Here is a 17,648-nt window from a genome sequence, read left to right on the forward strand (position 1 = left end):
ACCTTTACCTACACCAACGAATCCGGAGAAGTTGTAGCTTTTGATGCCAATACGACTGCAATGGTAGATAACGGAGATGGTACGTATACTTTCACCAATGCCAACGGAGATACCATTACAGTAGATATACCTTCCAGTGTTGTGGAAAATATAACCAATGAAGGCGATATTTTCAATGCTATCGAAAACCTGATTAAGAACATCGGCGGTAATGTATATTACGATGGTGATCAGTTCACTTATTTGGATGAGAACGGGGATACTCAAACCATCAACTTTGAAGAGTTGGTACAGGCTAATGAGACTGTAACCACATTGGTGAACAATGAAGACGGGACCTACACCTATACTTCCGAAGATGGTACGGTAACCACGATCAACGTACCTGCAGATGTGATCAACCAGTTTGAAGAGATTGTTAATAATGAAAACGTCTACAACACTTTAGAAGAGATCATCAAGAACATCGGCGGTAATGTGTATTACGATGGTGATCAGTTTACCTACCTGGATGAGAATGGAGATACTCAAATCATCAACTTTGAAGAGTTGGTACAGGCCAATGAAACGGTAACTACCTTGGTAGACAACCAGGACGGAACATTTACCTATAAAAATGAAGAAGGTATTGATGTTGTCTTTGATGCCAACACGACTGCAATGGTAGACAACGGAGATGGCACGTATACTTTCACCAATGCCAATGGAGATACCATTACAGTAGATGTACCTTCCAGCGTTGTGGAAAATATCACCAACGAAGGAGATATTTTCAACGCTATCGAAAACCTGATCAAGAACATCGGCGGGAACGTATACTACGACGGTGATCAGTTCACTTATTTGGATGAGAATGGAGATACCCAAACTATCAACTTTGAGGAGTTAGTACAGGCTAATGAAACGGTAACTACTTTGGTAGACAATGCCAACGGTACCTACACCTATACTTCTGAAGATGGAACAGAGACTATCATCAACGTACCTGCAGATGTGATCAATCAGTTTGAGGAGATCGTCAACAATGAGAATGTCTATAACACTTTAGAAGAGATTATCAAGAACATCGGCGGTAATGTGTATTACGATGGTGACCAGTTTACCTACCTGGATGAGAACGGGGATACCCAGACGATCAACTTTGAAGAACTGGTACAGGCTAACGAAACGGTAACGACCTTGGTAGATAATGAAAACGGCACCTATACCTACACTTCTGAAGATGGTACGGTAACCACGATCAATGTACCTGCAGATGTGATCAATCAGTTTGAGGAGATCGTCAACAATGAAAACGTCTACAATACTTTAGAAGAGATCATCAAGAACATCGGCGGTAATGTGTATTACGATGGTGACCAGTTTACGTATATCGATGAGTCCGGAAACACCCAGACTATCAATTTTGAAGAACTGGTACAGGCTAACGAAACACTAACCATTTTAGAAGCCGGCGATAACGGCAGTATTAATTATACAGATGAAGAAGGTGAAATTACAGCGATAAAAGCCGTTATGCCCAAGTTCTTTTACATGCCGTCGGTAGCAGTACCCACAGAAGTCAGAAGTACTCCGCAAACACTTGATTTATATAGCATGTACAGTAACCAGTTTGGAAGTCCTATGGCCAAGAACCCGGCATCCGGCACTGCTACTTTACCTGTGTTACCTGTAGGAGAATTGAACTATTATATAACGTATTTCGATGCTGATGTATTTGAAAGTGTTTCGGTAAGCGATACAGGGATATTAACCTATACTGTCAAGGCAGATGCGGAGATATCTTTAGCAAGTTTTATGAATATTGTATTTGAAGTGAAATAGGATTGAAAGATGAAAAAAATAACATATATCGCAACCATTGTATTTCTGTGCTTTCTGTGGAAAGGGGAGGCCCAGAATACCAAAATAGTTTCTTTGGAAAAGAAGCAAAGTACTTCCGGTAAACAGGAAGCCAGGGATTTGGAATACCTGAAGGCAGGAACACCTTACAAACTGTCCTTTACAAAAGAAAGGGAACCCCTATATATATGGAATAAAGAAGGAGGGGTCGAAGTAGTGGAGTTTGAAGATGTCTCTTTGTTGCCCGAATTGAAGAATTCCAGGCATACTAAAGATTTCAATTCTGCACAATTGCTGATTATCAATTGGAACAATAATGGAAATATTGGTATAGCGGAAGATGATCTGGTAATGTTTCAAAATCTTCGCTACATTCTTATCAGGAGTTATCAACCGTTAAATGAGAATCTCGTAACCGGTCTGATCCGTTCACTACAATCTTCCGATACAGGGGAGAACGGAGTAGAAATCCTGTTTGAGACATTGGAAGCAGCAAACTAAAACCCCGATTCTATGAAAACAGATTTTTATAAGATTAAATCGTTAAAAACTACTTTACGGGTTGTTTGCCTCCTGTTTTTGTTTACGGCCGGTTTTTCGGGTTTTGCCCAGGTTATCGTGCCTTTTGAACCCAGAATATCGGACAAGGCTCCCGCACCGTATACGAATGTAACCAATTACAACCTGCAGGGTGATTTCACTATGATCGGTAATACGAATATGACATTGGTAAATTATTCTGATTTTACTAATAACAGTAATACTGATATGAGATATGTGGATATCGACGGAGACCAAAATACACTTAACTCCTCGTCGGCCACACTCATTCTGGAAGGAGAAGAAGAGTGCTCCGAAATTATTTATGCAGGGTTATATTGGTCGGGAAGAGCACATAATGGAAGTAGTTCCAATACGTTTACAGTTGGAGGAAAACAATTGGATAAGCGAAAGGTCAAGTTAAAAAAAGCAGGGGGCACCTACCAGGAAGTTACTGCGGGGCAGAATGATATTTATTATCCAACTACTTCCCATGATTATATGTATTCTGCCTATGCCGATGTGACCGATTATGTGAGAGAGAATGGAGCGGGTGAATACTTTGTGGCAGATATGGCCCTCCGGGAAGGGAACGGGGGAGGAACCGGTTATTATGGTGGCTGGGGACTGGTCGTTGTTTATAAAAATCCTGCCATGAAATGGCGGGATATTACAGTATTTGACGGACATGGCTATGTGGCAGGCGGAACAGGTAATCATGAATTACCTGTATCTGGATTTAAAGCTGCACAGAATGGAGACGTAGCTGTAACAATAGGTATGATGGCAGGTGAAGGGGATGTTGGTATTCCGGGAGATTATTTTCAGATCAGAAATGCGGCCAATTCCAATTGGATATATTTAAGCCATGGAGGTAATACGACCAATAACTTTTTTAACTCTTCCATATACACCGGGGGAAATTCCAGGAATCCTGATCTGTTAAACAATACGGGTATCGATATCAGTATGTTTGATCTGAATAATAATAGTAATCAAATTATTGCAAATAGCCAGTCATCTACCCGGTTTCGTTATGGGACTACCCAGGATACCTATATTATTTATAACATTGTTTTTGCCGTAGACGCTTATGTACCGGAAGTAGATGGGGTAAATACGCCTACGGATACGGGCATAATCCATGACGGTGTTGTAGACCCGGGACAAGAAATAGAGTTTGACCTTTCCATATACAACCGGGGAACCGAAGCGATCAATAATGCCAGGGTAGAGATACCTCTTCCGCCCAATGTACATTTTGTGGAGGCTTCGGCAGAAACGCTCGGAGGAACCATTACCTGGGAGCACTCTTATAGTAACGATCCCAATGAAACTCCAGGTGGTAAAATCATATGGGATATTGGTACCATACCATTAGGAAGTACTCCGGATGAACTATTGGGCAAACTCAGGTACAAGATTCGCATAACAGATAATTGTACGTTGCTGACCACCTCCGCAGGTGGCTGTGGACTGACCATTCCCATCAATGGACAAATAACAGGCGCAGGCGCCACTTCAGGTACGCCATTGAATACCGAATTTATCAGGGAATACGCTTCTGGCGACTGCTACGGACCGGTATATGGTGATTTTGTATCGACGATAAACATAGCCGGTGTTACATGTCCGGATGTTACCGAGGAAGGATTTAAACGTTTTACATCTTTTTGTAAAGGAGGAAGCGTTCCGGGAATAACGGTTACCGATGTTTATCCGTCAGGGACTATATTTTACGACGGTATCCCGGGAGAAACAGGTTCGCAGGAAGTAACGGGAGATTTTCCGGCTAATAATGATGGAACTACAGTTACCCGTTTCTATGCAGTTATACCGGGAATGGAACCGGGATGTTATTTGCAATTAGAGACTATCCTGAAGAAATGTATGGTAATCACCAACCCCATGCTTCCCTCAAAAGCTAAACAATAAGGATATGAATAAAGATATACACATAAAAATTATTGGGGTCTTGGTCCTTTTGTTGCAGGTATGCCAGGTTTCCGCACAAACCGTTAACACCGGAGAACTGTCCGTTGCTCCCGGAACCCAGCTATCCACTATGGAAGATTTTGACAACAGGGAAAGCGGAACAGTAAGCAACGACGGAGAATTCTACATATACGGAAACTTTAACAACGATGGCCTGGTAAGCTTTACCCCCGGAACAAAGACCGGAATCACACTTTTCAAGGGACTTTACGGGGCACAGTCCATAACAGGGGAGATGCCTTCGGATTTTTTCCATGTACTTTTTGACAATCCGTCTACCCAACCCGCCTTTCACCTTTCCGGAGATATCGGTATCTCCGGAAAGGCCCAGTTTCAGGACGGTATTGTAGACGGCGATATCTATGGTGGATTGGTCACTTTTCAGCAGGGTGCCTTCCACGAACAGGTTTCCGATATCAGTTTTGTAGACGGGCAGGTACGTAAAATAGGTGACGAAGCCTTTGATTATCCCATAGGGGACGGAGGTTATTACCGAAGGGCATCGATGTCAGAACCATCCGATACGGACGACCATTTTACTTCGCAATATATCCTGAAAAATTCCAATACACTCTATGCGCATTCCGATAAGGAAAACAACATAGAACGGATAGATGATACGGAATATTGGGAGATAAACCGGACTAACGGAACATCCGGTATAGTCCTTACCCTTACGTGGAATGAAGAGACCACGCCATCGGATATTTTAAACGAAGAAGACGGTAAAGCCATACACATTGTACGCTGGGATGCTGTCCATAAAAGATGGAAAGACGAAGGAGGTGTGGAAAACCGCGATGAAAAGACGGTGACTACGGCGGTATCCGGCTATGGTATATTCACTTTTGCCAAAGTAATGACAGAAGAAGAGCCGGACAGCGGCCTGGTGATCTATAACGGGGTGTCTCCCAACGGGGATGGCAGGAACGACTTTTTCTATATAAAAGGTCTGGAAAAATACCCGGAAAATACTGTGGAGATCTACAACCGGTGGGGTGTAAAGATATACGAAGCGAAGGGATACAATAATACCAACGTCCGTTTTGACGGGTATTCGCATGGACGTGCTACGATAAACAAAGGCAGGTTATTGCCTTCCGGTACGTATTTCTACATCCTGAAGTATAACGACAACAACATATTGAGAGATAAATCAGGGTATTTGTATATCAATTAATCCTGCCCATGTAGTATAGAAGGGGGAATAACAAGTTTTAGACTTCCGGAAAATGAAGCAGTAAAAAACAAGACAGATGAAGAAGATATTTTTGATATTGGGATTATTCGGCTCCTGGATAGGTTTCGCGCAACAAGAACCCCAGTATACACAGTATATGTACAACACTATAAGTGTAAACCCCGGTTACGCCGGTACCAGGGGAGCTACCAGTATGCTGGGCTTATACAGACAGCAATGGGTAGGCCTGGAAGGAGCGCCTAAAACAGCCCAGTTTTCCATACATTCCCCGATCAGTTACCAGGGGCATGGGTTGGGATTGTCCATCATTAATGATGAAATAGGTCCGTCCAGGGATACATATGTCAATGCCAGTTTTTCCTATAAATTGCAACTGGATTACGATACCTGGCTGAACCTGGGAGTTATGGCCGGGGGAAGTTTCCTGGATATAAACTACGATAAACTGAATATCCATGACGAAGGAGACCCGCAGCTAACCGGAAGACTGAGCAAATTTTCGCCGAACATTGGTGCAGGAGCCTATTTGCATTCCAGTAACTGGTATGTAGGACTATCGGTTCCCGCCTTGCTGGAAACCAGTTTCTACGATGATATCCAGCAGTCCGTAGCCAAGGAAAAAATGCATTTCTATCTAATAGGGGGATACGTTTTTGATCTTAACCCCATGCTAAAATTCAAACCGGCAGCCCTGGTCAAAGCAGTAAGCGGTGCCCCTCTGGGAGTGGATGTTTCGGCTAATTTCCTGTTCAATGACAATTTTACCCTTGGAGCCGCATATCGCTGGGATGCCAGCGTGAGCTTTCTGGCAGGTTTTAGTATCACCGAAGGGCTGCATTTGGGATATGCTTACGACTATGATACCACGCGATTAGGAAATTACAATTCTGGGACACATGAAATATTTGTCCGGTTCGAATTTATTTCCTCATCCCGGAACCGAATGGTTTCCCCGAGATTTTTCTAACCTAAGCGATAACATACAATGAACAAAATACTACACATAGCATTTCTTCTTTTCCTGTGCAATTCCCTGTTCGCCCAGGAGGCCAAAAAAGCCCGTGCGGATAAAGATCATGACAAGTTTGCCTATATACGTTCCAGTGAATTATACGAGAGACTTCTGGAGAATGGTTATGAATCCAAAGACCTGTACGGTAAACTGGCCGATGCTTATTATTTTAACGCCCGTTATGCGGAAGCCCTGCCGTATTACAGGAAAATGATGTCTTACGAAGGAGAAACAGAACCGGAATATTATTACCGGTATGCCCAGTGCCTTAAAGCAGATGAAAAGTACGGGGAAGCGGATAAGGTTTTAGATAAATTTTACAACCTTGTAGGTCACCCGAAAGAAGATAATGCAAAGCTGCTCCATATTGCGGAAACCCTGGAAAACGGATCGCCCCGCTATGTTTTAACCGATGCGGGAATCAATACCGGATATGCCGATTTCGGAACCGGTTTTTACGGTAAGGACCAGGTAATATTCGCTTCGGCCAGGGATACGGGAATCTTTGTAAAAAGAACCCATAAGTGGAACCAAATGCCCTTTCTCAAACTGTATACCTCGACTATAGACAGTACCGGAACGCTTACGGAACCGAAAAAATTAAAAGGAGAGGTGAATTCCAGATATCACCAGACTACAGCGGTGGTGACAAAAGACAAGAAAACCATGTACTTTACGCGGAATAATTACCGGAAAGGAGAATTCCGTAAATCCGAAGACGGTACAAACCACTTGAAAATATACAGGGCTACCTATGCAGACGGGGAGTGGGGGAATATAGAAGACCTTTCCATAAACGACGATGCGTATTCCACGGCCCACCCGGCATTAAGCCCGGACGACAAACGCCTTTATTTCGTTTCCGAACGCCCCGGAACCCTTGGAAATACCGATATCTTTGTTACGGAAATACTGGATAATGGCAAGCTGGGGCCTGTAGAAAACCTTGGAACGGATATAAACACCCCCGGGAAGGAGACTTTCCCCTTTATAGATGAAAACGACAGGCTCTATTTTGCTTCCAACGGGCATAATGGTTTGGGTGGACTCGATATATTTACAGCTATCCGCGACCCTTTCGGTCGTTACAGGATCGTAAACCTGGGAAGCCCGGTAAACTCCCCGGTGGATGATTTTGCTTTTATCATGCGTAGTGACGGAAAGGGGTTTTTGTCCTCGAACCGGGAACAGGAAACCGGCTTTGATAATATCTATGCCATATCCGAAAAAGAACCTCTTAATCCGAAGGCAACCCTTTGCGGATTGGTCAGGGATAGCATAACAAAAGAACCTTTGTCCGATGCAAAAGTGACACTTTATGACCGGGATAATGAAATGTTAAACGAGGTCCTGACCGATGTTTCCGGGAATTTCTGTATTCCCGTATGGCCTTTTACCAACTATAATTTAAGAGCAGGCAAAGAAGAATATCAAAGCCGGGAACATTGGGTAAACGAACTCGAAAACGGTGAAAACAGAAACGTAGTGATAGATCTGGTCAGAGACGGTGTAAAGGTAACCACAGGTGATGATCTAACTGAAAAACTCGGACTGAAACCCATCTATTTCGATTTTGACGGCTCGGGAATACGAAAAGTATCCGAGATAGAACTTGGCAAGGTTATTGAGGTGATGAAACAGTATCCCGACCTGGTCGTAGAAGTACGTTCACATACCGATAGTCGCGGAAGTGATGCTTATAACATGGCACTTTCCGAAAGAAGGGCCAAAGCAACAGTAAATTATATACGGAATAAAGGAGGTATTTCTCCCGATCGGATCAGTGGTAAAGGATATGGGGAAACCGAACTTATAAATTCCTGTGCAAATGGCGTACCGTGTACTGCAGAACAACATCAGCAAAACAGGAGAAGTGAATTTATACTGATCCAAATGTAATTTTGTATTCGTTTTTTAAGTTCCCGGAATACGGGCTTTCAGGATAATCTTTTGTCCTTATCAATATATTCTGGCAGGTGGAAATATTTTTTTAAGGGTTTTATATTTTTTTACAGTCATTATAATACGGGTTTTGATTATTACTGAACTCATCTTGACTTTTGTGATTGAAGCAAACCTGCCGGCAGGCAGGAAATAGAGTTTTTTGCTTCAGATGCAGGCTTTTTTGCGCTGCATAGCCATAGCTACGGAGCAAGAAAAAGGCGAAATCTGGAGTAAAAAGATCATTTTGCAGCCAATTAGAAAAGTCAAGATGAGTTCACTAAAAAGATAGAGCATCCGGACTTTCTGAGATATCGGATATAGCCTGAAAATCCACCCAGATCGAATTTTGTCATGTACTAAAAAAATAAGGATAAAATTAAGGCTAACGTACTTTTACAGACTGTTATAGCGGATAAAAATATGAAGTGAATTGAAATAAGATTTAATAATATTCGTTAAACTACGAACAATGGCCCCACCCCCATGATTTGGTTACTGTGCGTAGTATTTGCTAAATGCATAGAAAAGATGAAGAGAGAGGAAACAAACAACCGAACCAAAAAAAGAAATAACACAGTTCCAGGGAAAGAAGAGCTCAGTGTAAAGGAGGTTTTGAAGAATCTGAAAGAAATTCTGAATCTTCGGACAAATAAAGAATTATCAGACGTGCTCGGGGTGAGAGCTAACACCATATCCACGTGGAAAAAAAGGAATAGTCTGGATTATAGCAGGCTGGTTGCCATGGGCAAACACCACAAGCTGGATATGAATAAATTATTCTCTAACAATGTGTTCGAACCTGATTCCGGAAGATATATTATTGCCGTCCCGAGGGAGTTACAATACCAATATGTTTCACAAAGACAGGATAGAAATTTTCTCGGCAGTTTACCCAGATACCGTTTTCCCTTTTCTTCTGCCGAAAACGCCAGGGCCTTTCAGACTACCGATATGTCATCTTCCGTGACCTTTAAGGGAATATCTTATGTTGTCGGGGAACCGGTTGAAATTACGGAGACCTTTGCCACGGGCAAAACATATGTTCTGGTCAACCGTGAACAGGGAATATTCATAGGTCAGGTAGAAAAAGACGAAAACGATAAGTCCATGATCCATGTCATAACAAATAATCATAAATTAATACCCGGAAACGTGAGTATGATACGTGGAGAGATCATAGAAATATGGAAAGTCACCAGTATTATCTACCAGGATTTTGTGGACGGATAAAATATAAAGAGATTTTTAGTACACGACAAAATTCAATTTCGCAGGATTTTCCTCTCCCGAAAGCTTTCGGGATTTGACCCCGGCCCTAAAGGGAGATCCCGAGGAAAATCGGGACGAGGAAAATCGGGTTCCCTTTAGGGCTAGGGTAAAACTGATTTTCCGATAAATAGTGCCAAAATCTGATTTTGTCGTGTACTAAAAAAAGAGATTATAAAGCAAATATTACCGTTAATTCTATCGGTTACTTGCTTTGGTTTTAGGGAAAAGGAAAGGTGGAGATCTTTCCTTTTTTATTTGTAATTTAGAATTCTCTTTCGGGATATTTTTAGTCCCCGGAAATAAAGAAAACAGGTATAATTACAAACCAACAAGTAGCCGATGCACGAATCTTTTTTTATTCAGGCCTTTATATATCTTGCCGGGGCCGTTATTATGGTCCCTATAGCCCAGTATTTTAAACTGGGGTCCGTATTGGGTTACCTGCTTGCCGGGATAATAGTCGGACCGTCTTTTCTGAAGCTGGTGGGAGAGGAAAGCCAGGATGTCATGCATTTTGCCGAATTCGGAGTAGTCATGATGCTTTTTGTTATTGGCCTTGAACTCGAACCTTTGCGCTTATGGCGCTTGAGACGTCGTATCATAGGCCTGGGAGGAGCCCAGATGCTCTGTACATCCTTGCTGGTTTTTATCATTTGTAACCTGCTCGGATATTCCTGGCAGGTTTCCCTTACCCTGGGGATGATCATATCGATGTCGTCCACCGCCATAGTACTGCAGATACTGGAAGAAAAAGGCTGGAACAAGACCATGGCGGGACGGAGCGCATTTGCCGTGCTTCTGTTTCAGGATGTGGCAATTATACCTATCCTTGCCATTTTACCATTATTGTCCGTAAACGGGGGAAATACTACCAGCGACGAAACAACACTTATAGGACATCTCCCCGGATGGGGGCAAACCCTGGCCGTGATAGGAGCCGTAACTATCATTATTTTAGCGGGTAAATACCTGCTGTATCCCGTATTCCGGGCTATAGCAAGGACACATCTGCGTGAAATGTTTACTGCTATAGCCCTGCTCCTCGTTGTAGGCATAGCATTGCTTATGCACCTCGTAGGGCTTAGTCCCGCCTTAGGAGCCTTCCTGGGAGGAGTATTGCTGGCCAACAGCGAATACAGGCATGAACTCGAAAGCGCTATAGACCCGTTTAAAGGATTACTATTAGGACTTTTTTTTATGACCGTAGGATCTACCATCGATTTTCAACTGGTAGTACAACAGCCCTGGACAATTACCGGGATGGTACTGGGGGTTATTGTCCTTAAAGCGGCTGTGTTGCTTCTCCTGGGGAAAATATTCAATATCCGGAATGCACAGAACTTTATTTTCAGTCTCGGCCTTGCCCAGGTAGGAGAGTTTGCTTTTGTGCTGCTCAGCTTCAGTCTCGGAGAAGGGATACTTTCCGAAGAATTAAATTCCCTTATGATGGCTACCGTTGCCATTTCCATGGCATGTACGCCGTTGCTTATGATGTTTAACGAAAAATTTATCCTTACCAGTTTGTGTTCCGTTAGCACCGAGGATAAAAATAAGGATTATAACGATGTAGAGGAAGAGGAGAATGCTGTGATTATTGCCGGCTACGGACATTTCGGAAATACGGTGGGCCGTTTTTTACAGGCACATAATATCCCCGTTACCGTACTGGATTACGACAGCGACAATGTAGATTTTCTGAGAAAAGTAGGGCTTAAAGTCTACTTCGGAGACGCTACCAGACACGATCTCCTGGAAATTGCCGGGGCCAAAAAAGCGGAAATCCTGATTATAGCTATAGGAGATGAAGAGAAACGTAAGGTCCTTATAGAAACCGTTAAAAAACATTTTCCGCATCTCTATATGCTTGTCCGTGCAAAAGACAGGAACGAGGCATATAGCCAGATGAATGCCGGAATGATGCATATATACAGGGAAAGCCTGGATACCAGTCTCCGGCTTGGAGTGGATGCCCTTAAAATACTAGGCCATAAAAGACATGAAGCCGTAAGAGCGGCAAAGACTTTTTTTATTCACGATGAAAAAACACTTAAATATCTTTCCAGTATACGGAACAATGAAGAATATATCGTAGCTGTACGCGAAAAAATGCAGGAACTGGATATACTAATGAAAGCAGATCGCGAAGAGTTTCAGATGGAAGTGGAAGAAGAAAACTGAAAAGCGCGGAAACAAAGGCACCCTCCGGAAAGGTGTTAAAAATATGATAAAAGTAGTCATGTTATCTCTTTCGAAGTCCGTAAGGGTTGATTAAGCCGAAAATAAACTATATATTTAGTGAGTACAGAATCCCGGGTTTCCGTAAGTACCTGTCATGATTGTATCAGACCTCAATATTGCCACAGGAGGTATTCATGTCATAAGTGGACTTGCAATAATGGCCGCAGTATGCAATAGTTTACGGAAAACCAGGGACTTATTCATATCAGGAAAACTATAGTAAATGCTCAAAAAGCCCGTATATCTCGATTATAATGCCACCACCCCTTGCGATTCCGGCGTTGTGGATGCTATGATCCCATATTTTTCAGAACATTTCGGCAATACGGCCAGCAGGGATCACGGGTATGGCTGGGAAGCGAATGAAGCGATAGAATTCGCCCGAAAGAAAGTAGCACGCCTTATAGGGGCGCCCTCCTCCGGTGTGGTTTTTACTTCAGGGGCCACGGAAGCACTGAACCTTGCATTAAAAAGTATTGCGAATACAGATAATCCTCATAAAAATCATATCATAACCGCCCGGACCGAACACGAAGCCGTGTTGGATACCTGCCGGTATCTCGAAAAAAAAGACTGTGAGGTAACATACCTGGGAGTAGACGCTTTCGGGAATATCGATCTGCAGGAATTGGAAAGAGAGATCAGGCAGGAAACCATAGCCGTGGTACTGATGTACGCCAATAACGAAACAGGACTTATTCACCCGGTAAGACAAATAGGAGAGATAGCTAAAAAACACCGTATCCTTTTCGTTTGCGATGCTACCCAGGCCGTAGGTAAGATCCCGGTAAATGTACCGGAGGATAATATAGACCTGCTGGCATTTTCATCTCATAAAATATACGGACCCAAAGGAGTAGGGGCTTTGTATATGAACGAAGAGGCCAGGAAAAAAATATCCCCGTTGCTTCACGGCGGGAAACATGAAAAAGGGTTTCGTAGCGGTACGTTAAACGTACCGGGAATTGTAGGATTCGGAAAAGCTGCGGAAATATGTTACAGACAGATGGGGACGGAAACCGCTCGTTTGGAGCGGCTTCGTAATATAATGGAAGATATATTGCTTACCGAAAACGGGATTGCAGTTAACGGTGATACGGGGAACAGGCTTTCCCATGTTACCAATATTTCCATTGACGGAATAGAAGGAGAAAGCTTTATATTGTCCCTTGCCATGGATATTGCCGTGAGCCGGGGAAGCGCATGTTCAGGAAATGTACACACCCCTTCCCATGTTCTCCGGGCCATGGGAATGTCAGCCGAACAGGCCGGGAATTCCCTGCGTATAAGTCTCGGAAGGTTTACGACCGAAGAAGAAGCCCGCTTTGCTGCGGAAACCATAATAAAAGCAGTAAGAGAAAGAAGAAAAAGACAATTGGAAATAACAAAGGGCTAATTCCTGTTGAGTGTCGATAATGAATTAAAAAAACGGATCATTGAGTTTAGCAAAAGAAATACGGCAAATAACAGAAGCCTGCGACCAGGCAGCAGAACAAGGAAAAAGAACCGCCCTGGCTACGGTGGTACATGTGGAAGGATCGTCTTATCGCCGTCCCGGTGCCAGGATGCTTATTACCGAAGACGGTGAACTTACAGGAGCTATAAGTGGGGGCTGTCTGGAAGGAGATGCACTGCGTAAGTCGCTATTGGTCATCATGCAGGATTACCCCATGTTAGTAATTTATGATACCTCGAACGAAGATGATGCCGTCCTGGGAGTAGGTTTGGGGTGTAATGGCATCATACGCGTACTGATCGAACCCCTGCCCGGTTCGGCTTCACCCAATCCCGTAGAATTTTTGAGGAAGCTGCAAAAAGACAGGTACCCTGCCGTTCTGGTAACGCTTTTCTCTTTGGAAGATCACAGAAGCGGTATACAAGGAACCCGTTTGCTTTTAAAAGAAGGAGGATCCTCCGGCGAATTAGATGGAATACTTCCCCAGGCAACGTTGTTACAGGAGAGTATGGATGTTTTGAAGAACGGGTATTCTGTTTTCAGAAAATATCAGACGGAACAAGGAGAAATAGCCGCTTTCATACAATATATTCCCCCGGAAATAACCCTGCTCATCGCCGGGGCGGGTAACGATATTTTTCCCGTGGTAGAAATGGCAAATATACTCGGGTGGGAGGTAACCCTCATGGATGGAAGGCCCAATTATGCCAACAAACAGCGTTTTTCTTCGTGTAATATTGTCATCGGTGAGCCGGAAAAAGTATTGGATACTATAAAAACAGACGACCGTACAGCCGTATTATTGATGACGCATAATTATAATTACGATAAGATATTGATGAGAAGATTATTGCAGGAAAATATTTCGTATATAGGCATGCTCGGACCACAAAAAAAACGGGAACGTATACTGGAGGAGCTCCGGAAAGAAGGAATGGAAATAGATGCTGTTCCGGCAAATGTTTTCAGCCCTGTGGGACTGGACATAGGAGCGGAGACATCCGAAGAAATAGCACTTTCCGCAATCTCGGAAATAAAAGCTGTTTTTTCCGGGAAACCGGGAACATATCTCAGGGATAACAAAGGAAGTATCCACGAAAGTAAAGGCACAGAACTAACGGATAAAATAAATGTAAATGCCTAAAGTGTTATTTATTATTACTTTAAGCCTGATTCTGTTTTCCTGCCAGCGGGAAAAGCCGAAGGGTATTGTCGTTAATTCTGTTACCGGAAATACACAAATAGACAGTATATATATATCACAGGTGCCGGCCGAAGGAGATAAGTACCTTGCAGTTCTTTCTCCCGGAGATAAACACGTTAATATAAACAGTGCTGTGAAATATCCTGTTACAGCCAGGATATATACCAAAGACGATAAGAAAAATTATGATATACTTTTGACGCCTGGCAAAGAACTGGATATCATTATAGAAAAAGATTCCACGCTTCGCACGAATAATTTAAGTGACTCCCTCCTGAATTATATTACCGGTAGTACACTTCCGTTTCTCAACGAGAACCTCAATATTTTGATGGGGAAAGACACTCCTAAAGATACCGTTGTTAAGATACTGGATGATTTTCGCTTGAAAAGAGATAGTGTCATTAACGTTTATGCAGATAAGCTTACCGGGGAAGAAACAGGTTTGATTAAACTACACAACTCTGTTAGAATAAACAATTTTATGCTTTATTACGGACTTGTTTTCAATGATATAGATCCGGGAGACGCTATCTTCGATTTTACAGAACGAATAGATCATAATGATCCCTTTTTTAAAGGATATCATAATCTCGCATTGCTTAAACTGATGAGAGAATACCTTGGAACAAAAGATTCCCCGGAGAGCATAGGATCGTTTTTAGATTATGTGAATGATAATACCGTTAATAAAGAATTACGGGATTGGTATAAACTATGTTATGTCAAAGAATTGATAGAGCATTCCGGCCCATGGAAAAGACATCTGGATAAATTCAGTGTTTCCGTATTGAAGGATATACTACAAAAGGAAAAGTCCAACAGGTTTTATAATGATCTTCGGGAAATTTCGGAACCCTACCTGTTAACCAGAAACGGAGAGAAGGCTTATGATTTTGAAGCAGAGCAAATAAACGGTGAAAGAATAAAATTGTCCGATTTTACGGGAAGTATTGTGTTTATTGACGTGTGGACAACCTGGTGCGGCCCGTGTAAAAAGCAAAGGCCGGAAGTCATGGCCATGGCTGAGAAATATAAAGATAATCCGGAAGTAAAGGTGTTGATGGTCTCCGTGGATAACTCAAAGAAAGCATGGGATGATTATATCCGAAAACAACCCGGAGATTTCGGAACAGAGTTATATGCCGAAGGCGGATTTAAGGGAGCTTTTGTTTATAATTACAGTATACATTATGTGCCTAGGTATATGGTAATTGATAAGGATGGGACCATAATAAACTCACGGATGGAGAAGGCTTCGGACGCTATTGATATTATAGAAACATTGGTGGCGGAAAATCAAACATAAATCATATCTTTTGAGAAATAACCCCCATGCTATTATCATCCTTGCTGCCGGAAGTTCCAGCCGTTTAGGGCAACCGAAACAGTTGCTGGAGTACAAAGGGAAGACCCTGTTACAACACGCGGTAGACGAAGCACTCGGTACCGGAACGGAACACATAGTAGTTATACTCGGTGCCAGTGCAGGGATTATAAAGTCCGGGATAAAAGGAAATAAAGTAATATTCCTGGAGAATCCGGAGTACGAAAAAGGTATGGCTTCCGGTATTTCGCTGGGTACCGAATACCTGGTAAAAAAGACCGGAAACAAAACAGACGCGATATTAATTATGTTATGTGACCAGCCTTTTGTAAATTCGGGACTTCTGACAGCCTTGTTGAAAAAACGGGAAGAAACCGGAGCCGCCGTGGTAGCCAGTTGGTACAAGGACAACAAAGGTGTTCCGGCAGTATTTCACCGAAGTATCTTTCCGGAACTCAAGGATCTGACCGGGGAACAGGGAGCAAAAGGGATTATCCGTAAATATGAAAATCGTACGGAAACCGTTGAATTTCCCCTGGGACATATAGATATCGATACTATGGAAGACTATCACAGGTGGATAGAGGATGACAAAAAATTATAAAAAAATTCAATGATAAAAGACACATACAACAGAACACACGATTATCTCAGGATATCCCTTACGGACGTATGTAACCTGAGGTGCTTCTATTGTATGCCCGACGAAGAATACGACTTTACCCCCGAAGCCAGGCTGATGCAGGTGGATGAAATAGAGCATATAGCAAAGACCTTTGTTGATCTCGGGGTGAATAAAATAAGGCTGACCGGGGGAGAACCACTGGCCAGAAAGGATGTGGGGGAAATACTAAAGAGGTTATCCCGACTTCCCGTAACACTTACCATGACTACCAATGCTACACTTCTACACCGTTATATCGATGTCCTGGAAAAAGCAGGAGTAAAGTCGCTGAACATCAGCCTGGATACCCTGAAGACGGAAAAATTCCTGTGGATGACCAGGAGAAAACAGTTCCGCCTGGCGTTGGATAATATAAACATGGCCATAGAAAGAGGGTTCCATGTGAAAATTAATGCCGTAGTGATGAAGGGGTTGAATGACAATGAGATAACAGATTTCGTAGAATGGACCAAGGACACCCCGGTGCACGTCCGTTTTATTGAATTCATGCCCTTTAACGGTAATAAGTGGACAAGCAACCAGGTATTTACCTGGGAGGAAATGTTGGAGACTATAGGCGCGGAATACCGTTTTGAGCGACTGGCAGCGAGCCCTCATGATGTAGCGAAAAAATACCGGGTCCCCGGGCATAAAGGAACTTTTGCCGTGATAAGCACCATGAGTGCCCCTTTTTGCAGTGGCTGTAACCGTATGAGACTCACGGCAGACGGAAAAATGAAAAACTGCCTGTTCTCCAAAGGAGAAACCGATCTTTTGTCGGCATTGCGCAGGAGAGAAGACCTTGTGCCGCTGATCCGGGAAAATATATTGCGAAAAGCAAAAGGACTCGGAGGCCAGATGGACGAAGATTTTAAAAAACTGGACGGGGATAAAATAGATAACCGGAGCATGATAAGTATAGGAGGATAGCTGTAAAAAAAATCAAACGGATATAG

General features: G+C 43.0%; 13 protein-coding genes. All 13 read left to right on the forward strand.

From position 1 onward, the window contains the following. Positions 1 to 1,824 (forward strand): hypothetical protein (locus ACVBDU_RS02465; protein WP_447178195.1); only part of this gene is annotated, 1,824 nt, incomplete at its 5' end. A gap of 9 nt (positions 1,825 to 1,833) precedes the next feature. Further along, entirely contained in the window at positions 1,834 to 2,343 is a 510-nt protein-coding gene (locus tag ACVBDU_RS02470; protein WP_447178196.1) for a hypothetical protein, read from the forward strand. 12 nt (positions 2,344 to 2,355) lie between these two features. Beyond that, positions 2,356 to 4,317 carry an adaptor complexes medium subunit family protein gene (locus ACVBDU_RS02475; protein ID WP_447178197.1) on the forward strand — a complete coding sequence of 654 codons (1,962 nt, stop codon included), beginning with the start codon at positions 2,356 to 2,358 and terminating at the stop codon, positions 4,315 to 4,317. A gap of 4 nt (positions 4,318 to 4,321) precedes the next feature. Further along, the gene (locus ACVBDU_RS02480) at positions 4,322 to 5,557 is read left to right on the forward strand and encodes a T9SS type B sorting domain-containing protein (protein ID WP_447178198.1); all 1,236 of its coding nucleotides are present in this window, start codon (positions 4,322 to 4,324) and stop codon (positions 5,555 to 5,557) included. 76 nt (positions 5,558 to 5,633) lie between these two features. Continuing rightward, positions 5,634 to 6,545, forward strand: a complete 912-nt coding sequence (locus ACVBDU_RS02485; protein WP_447178199.1) for a PorP/SprF family type IX secretion system membrane protein — start codon at positions 5,634 to 5,636, stop codon at positions 6,543 to 6,545. Between the two features lie 18 nt (positions 6,546 to 6,563). After that, positions 6,564 to 8,489 carry an OmpA family protein gene (locus tag ACVBDU_RS02490; protein WP_447178200.1) on the forward strand — a complete coding sequence of 642 codons (1,926 nt, stop codon included), beginning with the start codon at positions 6,564 to 6,566 and terminating at the stop codon, positions 8,487 to 8,489. A gap of 573 nt (positions 8,490 to 9,062) precedes the next feature. After that, a complete protein-coding gene (locus ACVBDU_RS02495) occupies positions 9,063 to 9,764 on the forward strand; it encodes a helix-turn-helix domain-containing protein (RefSeq protein ID WP_447178201.1) in 702 nt (233 codons plus the stop codon). Between the two features lie 378 nt (positions 9,765 to 10,142). Next, positions 10,143 to 11,981, forward strand: coding sequence for a monovalent cation:proton antiporter-2 (CPA2) family protein (locus ACVBDU_RS02500; RefSeq protein WP_447178202.1), 1,839 nt, complete (start codon positions 10,143 to 10,145; stop codon positions 11,979 to 11,981). Positions 11,982 to 12,264: 283 nt separating this feature from the next. Continuing rightward, complete coding sequence (locus ACVBDU_RS02505; protein ID WP_447178203.1) at positions 12,265 to 13,437, forward strand: cysteine desulfurase family protein; 1,173 nt, start codon at positions 12,265 to 12,267, stop codon at positions 13,435 to 13,437. Between the two features lie 40 nt (positions 13,438 to 13,477). Beyond that, complete coding sequence (locus ACVBDU_RS02510; RefSeq protein ID WP_447178204.1) at positions 13,478 to 14,641, forward strand: XdhC family protein; 1,164 nt, start codon at positions 13,478 to 13,480, stop codon at positions 14,639 to 14,641. Then, a complete protein-coding gene (locus tag ACVBDU_RS02515) occupies positions 14,634 to 16,010 on the forward strand; it encodes a TlpA family protein disulfide reductase (RefSeq protein WP_447178205.1) in 1,377 nt (458 codons plus the stop codon). Before ACVBDU_RS02510 ends, ACVBDU_RS02515 begins: the two co-directional genes overlap by 8 nt. 10 nt (positions 16,011 to 16,020) lie before the next feature. Continuing rightward, positions 16,021 to 16,632, forward strand: a complete 612-nt coding sequence (locus tag ACVBDU_RS02520; protein WP_447178206.1) for a nucleotidyltransferase family protein — start codon at positions 16,021 to 16,023, stop codon at positions 16,630 to 16,632. Between the two features lie 9 nt (positions 16,633 to 16,641). Beyond that, positions 16,642 to 17,622 carry a GTP 3',8-cyclase MoaA gene (gene moaA / locus ACVBDU_RS02525; RefSeq protein WP_447178207.1) on the forward strand — a complete coding sequence of 327 codons (981 nt, stop codon included), beginning with the start codon at positions 16,642 to 16,644 and terminating at the stop codon, positions 17,620 to 17,622. The last annotated feature ends 26 nt before the right edge of the window (positions 17,623 to 17,648 follow it).

This window comes from Sinomicrobium endophyticum (genome assembly GCF_052983315.1).

Excerpts from the sequence above, each read along its gene's own strand:
- ACVBDU_RS02490 (WP_447178200.1), top strand. The coding sequence starts at position 6,564 with ATGAACAAAATACTACACATAGCATTTCTTCTTTTCCTGTGCAATTCC.
- ACVBDU_RS02515 (WP_447178205.1), top strand. The coding sequence starts at position 14,634 with ATGCCTAAAGTGTTATTTATTATTACTTTAAGCCTGATTCTGTTTTCC.
- ACVBDU_RS02505 (WP_447178203.1), top strand. The coding sequence starts at position 12,265 with ATGCTCAAAAAGCCCGTATATCTCGATTATAATGCCACCACCCCTTGC.
- ACVBDU_RS02500 (WP_447178202.1), top strand. The coding sequence starts at position 10,143 with ATGCACGAATCTTTTTTTATTCAGGCCTTTATATATCTTGCCGGGGCC.
- ACVBDU_RS02485 (WP_447178199.1), top strand. The coding sequence starts at position 5,634 with ATGAAGAAGATATTTTTGATATTGGGATTATTCGGCTCCTGGATAGGT.
- moaA (WP_447178207.1), top strand. The coding sequence starts at position 16,642 with ATGATAAAAGACACATACAACAGAACACACGATTATCTCAGGATATCC.
- ACVBDU_RS02470 (WP_447178196.1), top strand. The coding sequence starts at position 1,834 with ATGAAAAAAATAACATATATCGCAACCATTGTATTTCTGTGCTTTCTG.
- ACVBDU_RS02480 (WP_447178198.1), top strand. The coding sequence starts at position 4,322 with ATGAATAAAGATATACACATAAAAATTATTGGGGTCTTGGTCCTTTTG.
- ACVBDU_RS02475 (WP_447178197.1), top strand. The coding sequence starts at position 2,356 with ATGAAAACAGATTTTTATAAGATTAAATCGTTAAAAACTACTTTACGG.
- ACVBDU_RS02495 (WP_447178201.1), top strand. The coding sequence starts at position 9,063 with ATGAAGAGAGAGGAAACAAACAACCGAACCAAAAAAAGAAATAACACA.